The sequence below is a fragment of the Streptomyces sp. NPDC005281 genome, assembly GCF_040607495.1.
Taxonomy (GTDB): Bacteria; Actinomycetota; Actinomycetes; order Streptomycetales; family Streptomycetaceae; genus Streptomyces.
Genome location: NZ_JBEXGX010000016.1, coordinates 190,321 through 206,608 on the forward strand (window position 1 = coordinate 190,321; position 16,288 = coordinate 206,608).

At 72.8% G+C, this 16,288-nt stretch carries 13 protein-coding genes; 5 read left to right on the forward strand and 8 right to left on the reverse strand.

Going from position 1 to position 16,288, the window contains the following annotated elements; genetic code table 11:
* Positions 1–427 precede the first annotated feature (427 nt).
* The gene (locus ABZV42_RS23335) at positions 428–1,324 is read right to left on the reverse strand and encodes a class I SAM-dependent methyltransferase (RefSeq protein WP_356053394.1); all 897 of its coding nucleotides are present in this window, start codon (positions 1,322–1,324) and stop codon (positions 428–430) included.
* A 143-nt stretch (positions 1,325–1,467) separates the two neighbouring features.
* Between ABZV42_RS23335 and ABZV42_RS23340 the strand changes: the two genes are divergently transcribed.
* Both ABZV42_RS23340 and ABZV42_RS23345 read left to right on the forward strand, forming a co-directional pair.
* On the forward strand, positions 1,468–2,145 hold the full coding sequence (locus ABZV42_RS23340; protein ID WP_355975841.1) for a PH domain-containing protein: 678 nt from the start codon (positions 1,468–1,470) through the stop codon (positions 2,143–2,145).
* A gap of 141 nt (positions 2,146–2,286) precedes the next feature.
* Positions 2,287–4,005 (forward strand): hypothetical protein, encoded by a 1,719-nt coding sequence (locus tag ABZV42_RS23345; RefSeq protein ID WP_356053396.1) that lies wholly within the window; start codon positions 2,287–2,289, stop codon positions 4,003–4,005.
* 60 nt (positions 4,006–4,065) lie between these two features.
* Here ABZV42_RS23345 and ABZV42_RS23350 read toward each other — a convergent pair whose 3' ends face one another.
* The 4 genes from ABZV42_RS23350 to ABZV42_RS23365 all read right to left on the reverse strand — a co-directional run bounded on the left by ABZV42_RS23350 (position 4,066) and on the right by ABZV42_RS23365 (position 8,724).
* Positions 4,066–5,277, reverse strand: coding sequence for a hypothetical protein (locus ABZV42_RS23350; RefSeq protein ID WP_356053398.1), 1,212 nt, complete (start codon positions 5,275–5,277; stop codon positions 4,066–4,068).
* A gap of 182 nt (positions 5,278–5,459) precedes the next feature.
* Positions 5,460–7,091 carry a phospho-sugar mutase gene (locus tag ABZV42_RS23355; RefSeq protein ID WP_355975834.1) on the reverse strand — a complete coding sequence of 544 codons (1,632 nt, stop codon included), beginning with the start codon at positions 7,089–7,091 and terminating at the stop codon, positions 5,460–5,462.
* Positions 7,092–7,175: 84 nt separating this feature from the next.
* The gene (locus ABZV42_RS23360; RefSeq protein WP_355975832.1) at positions 7,176–8,000 is read right to left on the reverse strand and encodes a purine-nucleoside phosphorylase; all 825 of its coding nucleotides are present in this window, start codon (positions 7,998–8,000) and stop codon (positions 7,176–7,178) included.
* Between the two features lie 286 nt (positions 8,001–8,286).
* Complete coding sequence (locus tag ABZV42_RS23365) at positions 8,287–8,724, reverse strand: gamma-glutamylcyclotransferase (protein WP_355975830.1); 438 nt, start codon at positions 8,722–8,724, stop codon at positions 8,287–8,289.
* A 107-nt stretch (positions 8,725–8,831) separates the two neighbouring features.
* On the opposite strand from ABZV42_RS23365, the gene ABZV42_RS23370 reads away from it, so the two are divergent.
* Both ABZV42_RS23370 and ABZV42_RS23375 read left to right on the forward strand, forming a co-directional pair.
* Positions 8,832–10,280: an NAD(P)H-quinone dehydrogenase gene (locus tag ABZV42_RS23370; protein ID WP_355975828.1), complete on the forward strand. Its 1,449-nt coding sequence runs from the start codon at positions 8,832–8,834 to the stop codon at positions 10,278–10,280.
* Between the two features lie 167 nt (positions 10,281–10,447).
* Complete coding sequence (locus ABZV42_RS23375) at positions 10,448–11,416, forward strand: DeoR/GlpR family DNA-binding transcription regulator (protein ID WP_355975826.1); 969 nt, start codon at positions 10,448–10,450, stop codon at positions 11,414–11,416.
* A 203-nt stretch (positions 11,417–11,619) separates the two neighbouring features.
* Here the strand turns inward: ABZV42_RS23375 and ABZV42_RS23380 are convergent, their stop codons facing one another.
* Entirely contained in the window at positions 11,620–12,165 is a 546-nt protein-coding gene (locus ABZV42_RS23380) for a helix-turn-helix domain-containing protein (protein WP_356053428.1), read from the reverse strand.
* A gap of 437 nt (positions 12,166–12,602) precedes the next feature.
* A complete protein-coding gene (locus tag ABZV42_RS23385) occupies positions 12,603–14,375 on the reverse strand; it encodes a biotin carboxylase N-terminal domain-containing protein (protein ID WP_355975824.1) in 1,773 nt (590 codons plus the stop codon).
* Positions 14,376–14,730: 355 nt separating this feature from the next.
* Between ABZV42_RS23385 and ABZV42_RS23390 the strand changes: the two genes are divergently transcribed.
* Positions 14,731–15,378, forward strand: coding sequence for a hypothetical protein (locus tag ABZV42_RS23390; protein ID WP_356053400.1), 648 nt, complete (start codon positions 14,731–14,733; stop codon positions 15,376–15,378).
* Between the two features lie 285 nt (positions 15,379–15,663).
* Here ABZV42_RS23390 and ABZV42_RS23395 read toward each other — a convergent pair whose 3' ends face one another.
* Positions 15,664–16,275, reverse strand: a complete 612-nt coding sequence (locus ABZV42_RS23395) for a nucleoside triphosphate pyrophosphatase (protein WP_356053402.1) — start codon at positions 16,273–16,275, stop codon at positions 15,664–15,666.
* Between the last annotated feature and the right edge of the window lie 13 nt (positions 16,276–16,288).

The window sequence follows — 16,288 nt, forward strand, 5'->3', positions numbered from 1 at the left end:
GAAGGCGGCTCGCGGGGTCGGTCACCACGATGTACGCGTGGCCGGAAGGCGGCTCGCGGGGTCGGTCACCACGATGTACGCGTGGCCGGAAGGCGGCTCGCGGGGTCGGTCACCACGATGTACGCGTGGCCGGAAGGCGGGCGGCCCGCGGGGACGGTCACCACGACGCACCCGCGGTCGGAAGGCGGCCTGCGGGGTCGGTCACCACGATGCACCCGCAGCCGGGATTCGGCGGGAGGGGACGGGCCGGTACATCAAATGCCCGCAGGCCGGACGGATCAGAACCCACCCGCACTTCGAAACGCCGGTGGGATCCGTTCGGATGCGGGCGGATGTACCGGCGCGGCCCCGCCCCACCCACCGGACCGACACCGCGCCGACGACCGCCGACGACCGCCGACACCGCGCCGACGACCGCCGACGACCGTCACCCGGCGGCCCGCGCGTCGATCTGCCAGCAAGCCGCCGTGAAGCGGACCTGCGCGTCGTGGACGAACGGTTCGAACGCGCCGCGGACCGACTCCACGACCCGGGCCCGGGTCGTCGCGTCCGTCTCGCGCAGAGCGATCCCGACCGGCCCGAACCGGCTGAAGTACGGCGCCAGCTCCGTCTCGGGCATGACACAGGCCGCGTCGACCGGCCGGATGCCGACCCCGGCCCACCCGCTCTCCTCCAGCAGGCGCCGCACCCTGTCCGCGTCCGCCAGCGCGAACTGCCCCGGCGCGTCGGGCACACGCTTCGGCAGGTTCGGCATGAGCGGTGCCGCGGCCCGCTCGGCCGTCGTCATGAACGGGTTCTCCGCGAGGCCGCGCCAGACGATGAACCGCAGCACGGCGTCCTCCCTCGCGGCCCGCCGCAGGTTGCCGAAGGCCCGCACCGGATCCGGGAAGAACATCACGCCGAAGCGGGAGACGACCGCGTCGAACGCCCCGGGCTCGAAGTCATGGTCCTGCGCGTCCGCGCGGATGAAGGAGGCCCGCACGCCCGCCCGCTCCGCCCGGGCCCGCGCCGCCTCCAGCATCGGCTCCGAGATGTCGACGCCGACGCACCGTCCCCCGGGACCGAGCCGGCGCGCGACGGCCACGGTGGTCCCGCCCGTGCCGCAGCCGACGTCGAGGACCCGGCCCCCCTGCCCGGCCGAGAACGCGTCGACGAGCAGCTCCTCCAGCGGCGCGAACAACGCGTCCAGCATGTCCTGGGCCTCGACCCAGGCGTTCCCGGTCGGGCCGTTCCAGCGTTCCATCTGCTCGTTGCCCGCCCGGTCGTCCGCCCGGTCGTCCGCCGGGTCGTCCGCCGGGTCGTTCGCCCCGCGATCGGATTCCATCGCGCCTCCTGTGGTTGCCCTCACAGCCTGGAGAGTGCCCGCTTCGGCCCTGCGGTACCACGAGGTGCCGTGAGGGCTTTCGCGACCTTAGCGAGACCCCACCGAGCTCAAGCGTGCGACACACGTCGGGCACAATCGGGACCATGACGACCCCCGACCACCAGTCACCCCTTCCGGACGCCTCGCGACCCGAGGCCAGGGACCGGATCTACCGGTCGCCCGCCGGTATCGCGGGCGGCGTCCTCCTGCTGCTCATCGTGGGCTGGCTCGGCTTCGACGCGCTGATCTCCGGACACGGCCGCACCCCTTGGCTGGCGCTCGCCGGACTGATCCTCATCGTCCCGGTCGTGACCGCCTTCACCCTGCGCCCCGCGGTCTACGCCAACGAGGACCGGCTGCGCGTCCGCAACCCGCTGCGCGTGATCGTGCTGCCCTGGAGCAAGGTCGCCTCGCTGCGCTCGCACTACTCGAACGAGGTGGTCGACACCTCGGGCGCGAAGTACCAGCTGTGGGCGGTCCCCGTGTCGCTGCGCGCCCGCAAGAAGGCGGCCAGGCAGCCGTTGCAGGACGGGACCGGCCGCGGAGGCGACGGCCGGATGTCGTCGCTGGGCCGCGCGTCCGCGTTCGGCCGGGGCGCCGCCACCCACGCGCCGGTCCGCCCCGAGACCGACCGGGTCATGGACGATCTGCGCGAGCTGGCCGAGGCCCGTGCCACCGCGGAGGGCGCTCAGGGCGAGATCACCGTGCGCTGGGCGTACGAGGTGATGGGTCCCGCGCTCGCCGGCCTCGTCGTCCTGGTCATCCTGCTGGCGACGGGCTGACGCGAACCTTCCCCGGGCCGCGACCCTGCCCCGCCCTGCCCGCCCCGCCCCGCCCCGGCCGCGACCACCGTTCCCCCACCCGGAGACGAAGCCGAGGGCCTTCGTAACGACCGCCCCCGTGGTCCGAGTCTCTGGGAAACGATGAACACCGACGTCCGGCCGGCCCTGCCCGGCACCGCGATACCCGACGGCTGCCTCCCCTGGGGCACGGAACACACCAGCCGCTGGACGCGGGAACTGCCGCCGCGCTGGATACCGGTGCCACGGGTCGGGCTGCGGGTCTTCAAGCTGGTGCTGTCGGCGGGCGTGCTGGCCGCACTGGGCCTGACCTTGGAGGGTCTGCCGCCGTATCTCGCGGTCCTGGCCGGGCTCAACCTGATCTGGCTCCAGCTGCGGCCCGAGGCCGTACGGGTGTCGGCGCCGGCTCTGGTCGTCGTGGCCGTAGTCCTGCGTCCCGCGCCGGCCCTCCCCGTACTCGCGGGTGCGTTTCTCCTGGCCGCGACCACCTCGGCGGTCACGGCCCTGCGACTGCGGGCGCGGAAGCGGCAGCGTGAGGCGGCACTGGCCGCCTCCGCGGGCGTGACGGCACCCGTGCCGGACGCGGGCCTGCCCCTCGGGCGCGGCCGTCTCCTCTCCGGGCTCGGGATCATCCTGATCCTGGCGGGCGCCCCGCTGATCGCGACCGCCGGGGTGTGGGACTCGGCGGAGGGCCGCCAGGCGGCGGGCGTCGCCGGCTGGCTCGTGACGGGGCTGGGCGTGACCGCGCTGCTCTCCGGAGAGCTGGGCCGGCGCCGGGCCGTCGCGCTGCGTGCCGCGCCCACCCCCGTCCTGCGCGTCCTGACGCGCGGGACCCGGCACGGTGACGCGAAGGTCTTCGCCGCGGACGACCTGGCGGGCCTGCGACCGCTGTTCACCGTCGGCATGGCTCCGCCGGACCAGGACGCGGAATGCGGCGGGAAACGCGACCCGGACCACGGCACGGACCCTGTGGCGGATGCCGTGACGGACGTCGTGCTGGATGTGGCGGACCTGGCGGGGGCCCGCGACCGGCTCGACGACGACCTGCCGGGCCCGCTGCGGGAGGCCGTCCTGTACGGGACTCCGTACGACGGTGCCGAGATCGTCCTCGTCACTGCCCCGGCGAAGGCCGGTGACCCGCCGGTGGCGCGACGGTCGTCCGGGCCCGTACGCCCGCTGTCGGAGAGCGGCGTGCGGCGACGGCTCGTGCGGGCGAAGCGAACGGCGGCCCGGGCGGCGGCGGACGACGAGCGGCACTTCGGCCTGGTGGAGGTCGCGCGACTGATGGACCCGGAGCCGGTACGGCGCTGGCGCGCGGGCGCGGTGGACAGGCTGGCCGGACTCCTGATGGTGGCCTGGGGGATTCCGCTGTGCTGGCTCCCGTTCACCGGAGGGGGCACCGGCCTCTGGAAGCAGTTCCTCGCCCTCCTCATCGGTCTGCACGGCGCGTTCCGCGTCCCCGTGAAGCTGCGCTGGCGCATCACCGCCGACCGCGCCGGGCTCTGGCTGAACGGCCTGCGCGGAACCACCCACATCCCCTGGGACGACCTCCGCTCGGTCCGCCGGGAGTCCATCGAGCTCAAGCTGCGCTGGCACGGCGACGGGTCCTGGACGGTCTCCGCGCCCCGCTGGGCCTGGTACCAGCGCCGGCGCGGTGTGACCCACCCGTACGACGCCCTGGCCGCCGAGGTCACCGCCATGCGGATGGACCCCGCCCTGCGTCCCACGGGCGACAGCGAGGAGCGCGAGCGGGGGCGCCCGCTGTGGCCGCTGGCGGTGCCGTTCGTCCTGCTGTGGCTGACGGCGGTGCTGGCAGGCATGGTGGGACTCCCCGGCCGGTGAGCGGGGGCGTGAGGGCCGGAGATCCCGCGACGCGAGGGCCGTGCGACGGCCGGCGAGTTCCTAGGGCGCGCTCGGCCACACCAGGACCATGTACGCGCCGCAGTACGCGGAACCGAGAACCGCGGCCGTGAGGAACAGCGTCCGGGACCGGAGTGAGGCGCGGGACAGGTGCAGGGCCACGGGGAGCAGCAGCGGGAAGCCGGGGAGCAGGAAGCGGGCCCGCGGGAAGTAGACGCCGCCGCTGCCGAGGACGATCAGCAGCAGGACCCCGGTGAAGACGAGCAGGGGGAGCGGCTGGCGGTCCCCCGCGGAGAGCGCGTACAGGGCCACCGCCGTCAGCAGCGTCACCGTCACCATCACCAGGAACAGCTCGGGTGACGAGTTCTGCGCCAGCACCTCGCGCAGCCGGCGCACGGTCTCCGCACCGCCGTCCCACTCGTTGTGCCACAGCCGCTGCACGGCGAAGTAGCCGTCCCAGCGGCCCAGTCTCAGACCCACCCAGCCGACGTACGCGAGCCAGCCCGCCGGGGCCAGGACGAGCGCCGCGAGCGCCCGGAGAGTGAAGCCCCGGCGCAGGGACAGCAGCGCGGTCACGGCCACGGCGGCGGCCACCGCGACGCCGGTGGGACGGGTCAGCCCCGCCAGCGCCGCCAGCGAGGCGGCCCACAGCAGCCGGCCGGTGAGGACCGCGTACAGCGCCCACGCGGCGAACGCGGTGAACAGCGACTCCGTGTAGCCCATCCACTGGACCAGGCCCACCGGCAGGGCCGCCCAGAGCACGGTGAGCAGCACGCCCACCCGACGGCCGTGCAGATGACTGCCCACCGCGTGGACGCCCCACGCGGCGAGGAACGAGCACACGACCGCGATCCCCAGCCCGGTCGAGGCGCGCGAGCCGGGTGTCAGGACCGCGACCGCCTTGACCAGGACCGGGTAGAGGGGGAAGAAGGCCAGGTTGTTCGCGTCGAACGCGGAGCCCAGATGGCGGGTGTAACCGTGGTCGGCGATGCCGAGGTACCAGACCGTGTCCCACTGGTCCGCCAAGGTCGGCCAGACGCCGTGATGTCTGCGATGCGCCCAGAGCGCGAGCGTGAGCAGACCGGTGAGGCGGACGGCCGCGTAGGCGAGCAGGGCGGGGGCCGCGTACCGCAGGCGGACGCGGAGCAGGGGGAGGAGACCGGCCGCGCCGGGCGCGTGCCGGGCGGCGGGGACGCTCCCGCTCCGGGCGCCGTGGGGCGGGGCGGACGTCGGCCGGGAATCGGTCGAGGGCACGCGGCGGCTCCTGGGGCTCGATGGTGCGCTGCCGGTAACCGTTCCTCGGTCGTCCGGTGGCGCACGGGAGCGCTGCGTCAACTGCCCTGCGGAAGTCACCCGTAAGAAGGGTGGGTGTGCGTGTCGGGCCTCGGTGGGAGCGGCGGACGGGCCGCTCCCACCGAGGTCTGAAGCGGATGCGGTCAGATACCGGCCGCGGCCGACAGGTCCCGCTTGATCGCCGTCAGCAGCCCGGCCGCCCTGGCGTGGGCCGCCGGGAGCGCGTCGTGGCCGTCGACGGGCACCACGACCTCCAGGTAGCACTTCAGCTTGGGCTCGGTGCCGCTGGGGCGGACGATGACCCGGGCGCCGTCCAGCGTGTAGCGCAGACCGTCCGTGGGCGGCAGCCGGTCCGTCCCCCGCGTCAGGTCCTCGGCCCTGGTGATGGCCAGGCCCGCGAGCTCCGTGGGCGGCCGCTCGCGCAGCCGGCGCATGGCGTCCGCGATGACCGAGAGATCCTCGACCCGCACCGAGAGCTGGTCGGTGGCGTGCAGCCCGTACGCGACGGCGATGTCGTCGAGGAGGTCGAGCAGGGTCCGGCCCTGCTCCTTGAGCTCCGAGGCCAGCTCGGTGATGAGCAGGGCGGCGGTGATGCCGTCCTTGTCGCGTACGCCGTCGGGGTCGACGCAGTAGCCGAGCGCCTCCTCGTACCCGAAGCGCAGTCCCTCGACGCGGGCGATCCACTTGAAGCCGGTGAGCGTCTCCTCGTACGGCAGACCCGCGCCCTCGGCGATCCGGCCGAGCAGGGAGGAGGAGACGATCGACTCGGCGAAGACGCCGCGCGCGCCCCGCCGCACCAGGTGCTCGGCGAGCAGCGCGCCGACCTCGTCGCCGCGCAGCATGCGCCAGTCGGCGCCGGACCTCACGGCCACGGCGCACCGGTCGGCGTCCGGGTCGTTGGCGATGATCAGGTCGGGTTCCGCCGCGCGGGCCGCCGCGAAGGCGAGGTCCATCGCGCCGGGCTCCTCCGGGTTGGGGAAGGCGACGGTCGGGAAGTCCGGGTCGGGCTCGGCCTGCTCGGCGACGAGCACCGGCTCCGGGAACCCGGCCCGCGCGAACGCCGCGAGCAGCACGTCCTTGCCGACGCCGTGCATGGCCGTGTAGACGGTGCGGGCGGTGCGCGGCGAGCCCTCGGCCAGGACGGCGTCCGTACGGGCCAGATAGGCGTCCAGGACCTCCTCGCCGAGGGTCTCCCAGCCGGAGTCGGGCCGGGGCACGTCGGCGAGCGCGCGGACCGCGTCGATCTCGGCGGCGATCTCCGCGTCCGCGGGCGGGACGATCTGGGAACCGTCGCCGAGGTAGACCTTGTAACCGTTGTCCCGGGGCGGGTTGTGGCTGGCGGTGACCTCCACACCCGCGACCGCGCCGAGATGCCGTATGGCGTAGGCGAGGACGGGAGTGGGCAGCGGCCGGGGCAGTACGGCGGCGCGCAGGCCCGCGCCGGTCATCACGGCCGCGGTGTCCCGGGCGAAGTCCGCGGACTTGTGGCGGGCGTCGTAGCCGATCACCACGAGTCCGCCGGTCTCGCCCCTGGCCTTGAGATACGCGGCGAGTCCGGCCGCGGCGCGGATGACCACGGAACGGTTCATCCGCATCGGCCCCGCGCCGAGCTCACCACGCAGACCGGCGGTGCCGAACTGGAGCGTCCCGCTGAAGCGGGCGGTCAGCTCGGCGACGTCCCCGGCCTCCACGAGCTTGGCGAGTTCGTCACGGGTCTCCGCGTCGGGGTCCTCGGCCAGCCACGCCTCGGCCCGCGCGACGATGTCGTCCTGCACCTGGGGTGCACCTCTCTTCGGTCGTACGGTTCCGTGTACCCCGGGTCGTTCCCGCCCCCGGCGCCGGGGGCTGACCCCGCGGTCCTACAGACGATCCAGCACCTGGGTCAGAAGTTCCCCCATGCGCGCGGCCGAGTCGCGGCCCGCCTGGAGGACTTCCTCGTGGTTGAGGGGCTCGCCCGTCATACCGGCGGCGAGGTTGGTGACGAGGGAGATGCCGAGCACCTCGGCGCCCGCCTCGCGCGCGGCGATGGCCTCGAGGGTCGTCGACATGCCCACCAGGTCGGCACCGATGACGCGGGCCATCCGGATCTCGGCGGGCGTCTCGTAGTGGGGGCCGGGGAACTGCGCGTAGACGCCTTCCTCCAGGCTGGCGTCGACTTCCTTGCACAGCGCGCGCAGCCGCGGCGAGTACAGGTCGGTGAGGTCGACGAAGTTCGCGCCGATGATCGGCGAGGTGGCCGTCAGGTTGATGTGGTCGCTGATCAGCACGGGCTGACCGGGGCGCATGCCCTCGCGCAGGCCGCCGCAGCCGTTGGTGAGGACGATGGTCTTGCAGCCGGCGGCGACGGCGGTACGGACGCCGTGCGCGACGGCGGCGACACCGCGGCCCTCGTAGTAGTGGGTACGGCCGAGGAAGACCAGGGCGCGCTTGTCGCCGGTCCGGTACGAGCGGATCCTGCCGCCGTGACCCTCGACCGCCGGCGCCGGGAAGCCGGGCAGCTCGGTGACCGGGAAGTCGGCCTCGGGAGTGCCGAGGGCGTCGACGGCGGGGCCCCAGCCGGAGCCCATCACGAGAGCGACGTCGTGGGTCTCGGCGCCCGTCAGCTCACGCAGGCGCGTGGCGGCGGCGTCGGCGGCGGCGTGGGGGTCGCCCTGGATGTCGTCCGGAAGAAGAGATGCGTTCACGCGCAAGAGCGTAGCCGGTCTGGGCCTACGCGCGTAGATGACGGAGCTCACGGTCTTGCGATCGTTGTCTTGTCGTTTCCGACAAAGGGGTGGGGCGAGGGGGATGCGGGAGCACCCTGGCGACCGGGCGGGGCGGGCGGGCGGGTGGTGAGGGCGCCGCGGAGCGGCGGGGTGTCGCGAGGGCACCCTCGCGGCGGGGCGAGACGGGCGGGCCGGTGGGCGAAACCGCCGCGGAGCGGCCAGGATGTCGCCGCGGAGCGGCGGTCGCGGGCCGGGGGAACGGGCCTCAGCAGGGCCGCTTGCGCAGCTCCATGACGTAGTCGTGCGGGGCCCCCGCGGATTCGGCGGCGTCCGCCAGCTCGCCCAGATAACGCGCCGAGGGCAGTCCCCCCTCGTACCCGTTCAGTACGTAGACCCACGCGGCTTCCTCACCCTCCAGTGTGTGCACACGTACACGCATCCGGCGGTAGACGTCGAGGCCGACGCCCTCCCAGCGGTCCATGGAGTCCTCGTCCAGCGGTGCGAGGTCGTACAGCGCCACGAAGACCTGGGACCGCGGCGCCTCGACGATCGTCGCGAGCGCCCCCTCCCAGCCCATGTGCTCGCCGCCGAAGGTCAGCCGCCAGCCGGTCAGCCAGCCCGTGGCGCGCAGCGGCGAATGCGGGGCGCGGCGCGTCATGAGCCGCGGGTCGAGATTGCCGGCGTACGCGGCGTAGAGCGACATGGGGTCGAGGGTACGGCAGCGACCCGTGCGTCTCTCGCGTAACAAAGTGGCTCGGATGCGGCGGACTCGGGGCCCCTGGGCGGAAGCACCTTGAAGCGTGCGGGACAATGGAGTACGTGACTCGGATCGTGATCATCGGTGGCGGACCCGGCGGCTATGAAGCGGCGCTGGTAGCGGCGCAGCTCGGAGCGGAGGTGACCGTCGTCGACTGCGACGGTCTGGGCGGGGCGTCGGTGCTCACCGACTGCGTGCCGTCGAAGACTCTCATCGCCACGGCCGAGGTGATGACGACCTTCGACTCCTCGTACGAGGAGCTGGGGATCATCGTCGCCGACGACACCCCGCCCATGGAGCAGGCGGCCAAGGTGGTCGGCGTCGACCTCGGCAAGGTCAACCGCCGTGTGAAGCGTCTCGCGCTCGCCCAGTCGCACGACATCACCGCCTCGGTGACCCGGGCCGGCGCCCGTGTCCTGCGCGGGCGCGGACGGCTGGAGGGGATGCAGTCCCTGGACGGCTCCCGCAAGGTCGTCGTGAGCGCCGCGGACGGCACCGAGGAGACCCTCACCGCCGACGCCGTGCTCATCGCCACCGGCGGGCACCCGCGCGAGCTGCCCGACGCGCAGCCCGACGGCGAGCGCATCCTGAACTGGACCCAGGTCTACGACCTCGACGAGCTGCCCGAGGAGCTCATCGTGGTCGGCTCCGGTGTCACCGGTGCCGAGTTCGCCGGTGCCTACCAGGCGCTCGGCTCCCGCGTCACCCTCGTCTCCAGCCGCGACCGCGTGCTGCCGGGCGAGGACCCGGACGCCGCCGCCGTCCTTGAGGACGTCTTCCGCCGCCGCGGCATGAACGTCATGGCCCGCTCCCGCGCCGAGTCCGCCAAGCGGGTCGGCGACCGGGTCGAGGTCACGCTCTCCGACGGCCGGGTCATCAGCGGCTCGCACTGCCTGATGGCCGTCGGCGCCATCCCGAACAGCAGCGGGATGGGCCTTGAGGAGGCCGGTGTCCGGGTCCGCGACTCCGGGCACATCCTGACCGACCGGGTCTCGCGCACGACCGCTCCGGGCGTGTACGCGGCCGGTGACGTGACCGGCGTCTTCGCCCTCGCGTCCGTCGCCGCCATGCAGGGTCGTATCGCCATGTACCACTTCCTCGGCGACGCGGTGGCCCCGCTGAACCTGAAGACGGTCTCCTCGAACGTCTTCACCGACCCCGAGATCGCCACCGTCGGCTACTCCCAGGCGGACGTCGACGCGGGCAAGATCGACGCCCGGGTCGTGAAGCTGCCGCTGCTGCGCAACCCGCGCGCCAAGATGCAGGGCATCCGCGACGGCTTCGTCAAGATCTTCTGCCGTCCAGGCACCGGGATCATCGTCGGCGGCGTGGTCGTCTCCCCGCGCGCCTCGGAACTGATCCACCCCATCTCGATCGCGGTCGACAACAATCTGACGGTCGAACAGATCGCGAACGCGTTCACCGTGTACCCGTCCCTGTCCGGCTCGATCGCCGAGGTGGCGCGACAGCTGCACACCCGGAAGATCACGGGCGAGAGCTGACGCCTTTCGGCGACTCCCCGCTGGTCAAGGGGAGTTGGTGACGCTGCGCAAGGCAGGGGCGGCGCGAGTGGGCACGTATACCACTTAGCACCCTGCCATGCGAACAACTTCTGTTATTCGGCGCAAACTGCTGAAAGCAGACGGTCGTTGGGGTTACTGTCAGTTTCGTGTTCGCTGCAGAACGTCGCCAATTGATCCTCGAAATGGTGCGAGCGAACGGGGCCGTGTCGCTCCGTGAGCTCGCCCGCGTCGTCCAGACCTCCGAAGTGACCGTACGGCGGGACGTGCGCGCGCTGGAGGCAGAAGGACTCCTCGACCGCCGGCACGGCGGTGCGGTATTGCCGGGCGGGTTCACGCGGGAGTCCGGCTTTCCGCAGAAATCGCATCTCGCGACCGCCGAGAAGACGGCCATCGCCGATCTCGCCGCGAGTCTCGTCGAAGAGGGCGAGGCCATCGTGGTGGGTGCGGGTACCACCACGCAGGAGCTGGCCCGCCGGCTCGCGCGGGTGCCCGGCCTGACCGTCGTCACCAACTCCCTGCTGGTGGCCCAGGCGTTGGCCCATGCCAACCGCGTGGAGGTCGTGATGACCGGCGGCACCCTGCGCGGTTCCAACTACGCCCTGGTCGGCTCGGGTGCGGAGCAGTCCCTCCAAGGGCTGCGCGTCTCCCGGGCGTTCCTCTCCGGGAGCGGTCTGACCGCCGAGCGCGGACTCTCCACGTCCAACATGCTCTCGGCGTCGGTTGACCGTGCCCTCGTCCAGGCGGCCGCCGAGGTCGTGGTCCTCGCCGACCACACCAAGCTCGGGACGGACACCATGTTCCAGACCGTGCCGACCGACCTCATCACCCGCCTGGTCACCGACGAGCCGCCGGCCCACGACGACCGCGCGGCCACCGAACTCCAGGCCCTGGCCGATCAGGGCGTACAGATCGTGGTGGCCGGGTCATCGGCCTCGGGCGGTGCGGGAGGGGATCCGCTCCCGGCGGGGCGCCAGTCACGTCGGGACGTACCGCTCCCGGGCCCGCGCCGCGGCCAGGTGGTCCCGGGCTCGGGACCGCAACTACGGAGCGCGACGGTGATGGGGGACCAGCCCCCGGCCGAAAGAGCACGGGTGGCCGATCTTCGACGCCGCTGAGCGGTGCCGGAGGGCCGTGGCGCCGTCGGCCGGGTCTCCGCCCGGCCGTCCAGCCGGGCCGGCTCCCGGAGCCGGGCGGCCGCCCGGGGCCGTTCACGGCGTCAGGCGGTCCGGATGGGTCCGGCCCACGGCATGGGGCCGCGAGCCAGGTCCGCCATGGAGCCGCGAGCCAGGTCGGCTCATGGTGTCGGGATTTGGGTCGCTCACGGTTTCAGGCCGCGCAGTGTCAGGTTCAGCAGACGGTCGGCCAGCGCGGGGCCGTCCGCGGTTTCCTCCGCCGCCAGCGCGATCGCGTTGGTCAGCTGGAGGAGATCACCGATCGAGACGTCCGGGCGTACGGTGCCAGTTTCCTGGGCGCGGAGCAGCAGGGCGCTGCCCGCCTCACGCATCGGGCCACTGCACCGGGCGAGGTGTGAATCCTCGTCCCGCGAGGCCGACATGAGGGCGCGAGCGAGCCCTCGGTACTCACCGGCGTGAGTGATGATCTCGCGCAGCCATTCCACCAGGGCGGTGCACGGCTGCGGGGCGTCGAGCAACTCACGCGAGCGGGCCAGCAGATCACTCACGGCCTCTTCGAAGACCGCGCTCATCAGGGCGTGCCGATTCGGGAAGTGCCGGTACAGCGTGCCGATTCCGACGCCCGCGCGCCGGGCCACGTCCTCGAGGGACGTGTCCGTGCCGTGCTCGGCGAAGGCGGAACGCGCTTCGGCGAGCAGCCGTCCGCGGTTGCGCCGGGCGTCCGCACGCATCACGCGCGGCGCTCCTGGACTCCGGGCGGGCCCCGACGTCTCGGCCCACTCCCTCGCGGTCGCGCCCACCATGGCCTCCACCTGCCCTCTCCCGCCGCCCGACTGCGCTCCAGGATGCCACCGACGGCACCCGGACGGACGTCCCCCGGCTCCGCGCCTGACGGCTCGAAGCATCATCGACGGTTGCGCGGACGGGGGCCCGGGCGCCGCCGCGCTCGTGTTCACCCCCGTACGCCCGTACGCGTCTACGCCTGTACGCCCGTACGCGTCCATGCCTGTACGCCCGTGCCCTCGTACGCGTCTACGCCTGTACGCCCGTGTCCCCGTGCGTGGAGGCGCCCGGCGTGCCTGTACGCAGAGGCGCCCGGCGGGCCGCAGATGCGGTTCGCCGGGCGCCTCTGACGCGAGCGGGCGGATGCGTCACCCGTCCGCGGTGCTCAGTCCTTGATCTCGCAGATGGGGGCACCGGAGGTGACGGAGGCGCCGACCTCCGCGCTCAGGCCCTTGACGGTGCCCGAGCGGTGCGCGTTCAGGGGCTGTTCCATCTTCATGGCCTCCAGGACGACGATCAGATCGCCCTCCTTGACCTCCTGGCCCTCCTCGACGGCCACCTTGACGATGGTGCCCTGCATCGGAGAGGCGAGGGTGTCGCCCGAGGCGACCGGGCCGGACTTCTTCGCGGCCCGGCGCTTGGGCTTGGCGCCCGCGGCCAGACCGGTGCGGGCCAGCGACATGCCCAGCGAGACGGGCAGCGAGACCTCAAGGCGCTTGCCGCCGACCTCGACGACCACCGTCTCGCGGCCGGGCTCGTCGTCGGTCTCGGCGTCGGCCGGGGCGGCGAAGGGCTTGATCTCGTTGGCGAACTCGGTCTCGATCCAGCGGGTGTGGATCGTGAACGGGTCCTGCGAGCCGGTGAGTTCGGGTGCGAACGCCGGGTCCTCGACCACCGCGCGGTGGAACGGGATCGCGGTCGCCATGCCCTCGACGGTGAACTCCGCCAGCGCGCGGGCGGCCCGCTGGAGGGCCTGCTGCCGGGTGGCGCCGGTGACGATCAGCTTGGCGAGCAGGGAGTCCCAGGCCGGGCCGATGACGCTGCCGGACTCGACGCCCGCGTCCAGGCGGACACCGGGGCCGGTCGGCGCCGCGAAGGCCGTGACCGTGCCGGGGGCGGGCAGGAAGTTGCGGCCCGGGTCCTCGCCGTTGATGCGGAACTCGATGGAGTGGCCGCGCAGTTCGGGATCGCCGTAGCCGAGCTCCTCGCCGTCGGCGATGCGGAACATCTCGCGGACCAGGTCGATGCCGGCGACCTCCTCGGTCACCGGGTGCTCGACCTGGAGACGGGTGTTGACCTCCAGGAAGGAGATCGTGCCGTCCGTGCCGACCAGGAACTCCACCGTTCCCGCGCCGACGTAGCCGGCCTCCTTCAGGATCGCCTTGGAGGACGAGTACAGCTCGTCCACCTGCGCCTCGGAGAGGAACGGCGCCGGGGCTTCCTCGACCAGCTTCTGGTGGCGGCGCTGGAGCGAGCAGTCACGGGTGGAGACGACGACCACGTTGCCGTGGCTGTCGGCCAGGCACTGGGTCTCGACGTGCCGGGGCTTGTCGAGGTAGCGCTCCACGAAGCACTCGCCGCGACCGAAGGCCGCGACGGCCTCGCGTACCGCGGACTCGTACAGCTCCGGCACCTCTTCCAGGTTCCGGGCGACCTTCAGACCGCGCCCGCCGCCACCGAAGGCGGCCTTGATCGCGATCGGCAGACCGTGCTCCTCGGCGAACGCGACGACCTCGTCGGCACCCGAGACCGGGTCCGGGGTGCCGGCCACCAGCGGCGCACCCGCGCGCTGCGCGATGTGCCGGGCGGCGACCTTGTCACCCAGGTCGCGGATGGCCTGCGGCGGCGGACCGATCCAGATCAGCCCGGCGTCGAGGACGGCCTGGGCGAAGTCCGCGTTCTCCGAAAGGAAGCCGTAGCCCGGATGGATGGCATCCGCGCCCGAGTCCTTGGCGGCCTGCAGCACCTTGGCGAAGTCCAGGTAACTGGTGGCCGGGGTGTCACCGCCCAGCGCGAACGCCTCGTCCGCCGCACGGACATGCAGAGCGTCCCGGTCCGGTTCCGCATACACGGCAACGCTCGCGATCCCGGCATCCCGACATGCTCGGGCCACGCGGACAGCGATTTCGCCACGGTTGGCGATGAGCACCTTGCGCACGATGGCTCCCTCCTTGAAAACAAGCCGAGTTTAGGGACAGCCAACACGACGTTTCGAGCTGTCCCCAGTGGTGAGCTTGCCCACACGGAGCGTGATACGAGGCTCGCCCTACCCGTGAAATCCCTTGTCGTGCCAAGGCACGCGGGAATCCTTCCCTGAACCCTAGCCCGCGGGTGTGGCCAAGGTCTCTGTGACTCCGTGCTGCGGCCCACAACGATTCTTTGTGGAGTCCCTACGAATGGCCCAACGATTCTTTGCCCTCGCCGGAACCCTTGTCCCTGGGTTTACCCGTTAGTAGCGTTCGGGATGTCTAGAACGTACTTGGGGTAACAGCACGCGGAAGTGGGTGGGGCCGGTGGTGCGCAGACCGCTGGTGTGGGTGGCGGCGATCGTGCTCTTCGTGGAGGCGATAGGTATCGCGCTCCTCAACTGGTTCCTCGGCGTGGTCGTCGACCGCCAGGACATGTCTATGGCGGGACTCGACTCCGACCTGATGTCGCGGTCGTCGAAGATCGGCGGCGTGGTCTTCGGGCTCTACTTCCTGGCGTGCGCCGTAACGGCCCTGCTGGTCGCGCTCAGGCAGCGTCCTCCGGGCCTCGTCGGGCGTGTCGTGCTGATCAGTGCCGCCGTGGTGCACGCCCTGCTCGGCGCCTTCACGGTGGGCCTGGTGGGCTGGCGGGCTTTCGCCTTCATGATGGTCGTGTTCGCGCTGATCGTGTTCACCCTTCTGGCGTACGACGGCCGGGAGACCGGCCCCGTCGACGCCGCGCCGGGGACCGGCGGGACGGGTGACGGCGAGGGCGACACCGTGGAGACGGGGAGCACCGGCTCCGGCGAGGCCGCCGGCGCGGGTGGCGCGGGCCCCGCCGAGGGTGGCGCGGGTGCGGGGAGTGTCGACCTGGAGAAGGGTGCGGACGTCAAGGGCGCTGACGTGCGGGGTGCCGAGGTGCAAGGTGCCGAGGCGCAGGGTGCCGTCGAAGAGGAAGCCGCGGTCGCGACGTAGGCCTCTTCGGCCTCCTGATCGCTTCCGGCGGTCCGGGCGTCCGGGCTTCTGGCTGTCCGGGCGTCCGGCCGTTCGGTTGTCCAGGTGTCTGGTTGTCCGGCCGCCCGGCTGTCGTGGCGTCCGGATGCCTGGACGCCCGCTTGTTCGTGCGCCCGCCTGTTCGGGCGGGTGAGGGCCGGTCCGCAACCGGCCGGTCCGCAACCGCCCTCCGTCGTACGGACGTTTCTGGAGTGGGCGGGCGACGCGCGGCCTGACCGCGCGCGCCCGTCCGTGGTCCTCGGGGCTCTACGGCGTCCACAACTCCGTGATGCCGACGCCCAGTTCGGTCAGCAGCCTGCGCACCAGCGGCAGCGAGATGCCGATGACGTTGCCGTGGTCGCCGTCGATGCCCTCGATGAACGGGGCGGAGCGGCCGTCCAGGGTGAACGCGCCGGCCACATGCAGGGGTTCGCCCGAGGCGACGTACGCGGCGATCTCCGCGTCGGTCGGCTCGCCGAAGCGGACCACGGTCGAGGCGATCGCGGACTCCCACCGCTTCTGCGCCGTGTCCCAGACGCAGTGGCCCGTCTGGAGGGTGCCCGCACGGCCGCGCATCGCCTTCCAGCGCGCGGTGGCCTCCTCGGCGTCCGCGGGCTTGCCGAGTGCCTGGCCGTCCAGGTCGAGCACGGAGTCGCAGCCGATCACCAGCGCGCCCTGTACCTCGGGCCGTGCCGCCACGACGGAGGTCTTCGCCTCGGCCAGCGCGAGGGCGAGTTCGGCGGGAGTGGGTGCGGAGACGGCGTCCTCGTCGACCCCGCTCACGATCACCTCGGGGGCGAGCCCGGCCTGCCGCAGCAGATTGAGCCGGGCGGGGGACTGCGAGGCGAGGACGAGACGGCGGCGCGGCTGATCGGTCATGCGATCAGGGTAT

Excerpts from the sequence above, each read along its gene's own strand:
- ABZV42_RS23335 (WP_356053394.1), bottom strand. The coding sequence starts at position 1,324 with ATGGAATCCGATCGCGGGGCGAACGACCCGGCGGACGACCCGGCGGAC.
- ABZV42_RS23340 (WP_355975841.1), top strand. The coding sequence starts at position 1,468 with ATGACGACCCCCGACCACCAGTCACCCCTTCCGGACGCCTCGCGACCC.
- ABZV42_RS23345 (WP_356053396.1), top strand. The coding sequence starts at position 2,287 with ATGAACACCGACGTCCGGCCGGCCCTGCCCGGCACCGCGATACCCGAC.
- ABZV42_RS23365 (WP_355975830.1), bottom strand. The coding sequence starts at position 8,724 with ATGTCGCTCTACGCCGCGTACGCCGGCAATCTCGACCCGCGGCTCATG.
- ABZV42_RS23370 (WP_355975828.1), top strand. The coding sequence starts at position 8,832 with ATGGAGTACGTGACTCGGATCGTGATCATCGGTGGCGGACCCGGCGGC.
- ABZV42_RS23380 (WP_356053428.1), bottom strand. The coding sequence starts at position 12,165 with ATGCGTGCGGACGCCCGGCGCAACCGCGGACGGCTGCTCGCCGAAGCG.
- ABZV42_RS23395 (WP_356053402.1), bottom strand. The coding sequence starts at position 16,275 with ATGACCGATCAGCCGCGCCGCCGTCTCGTCCTCGCCTCGCAGTCCCCC.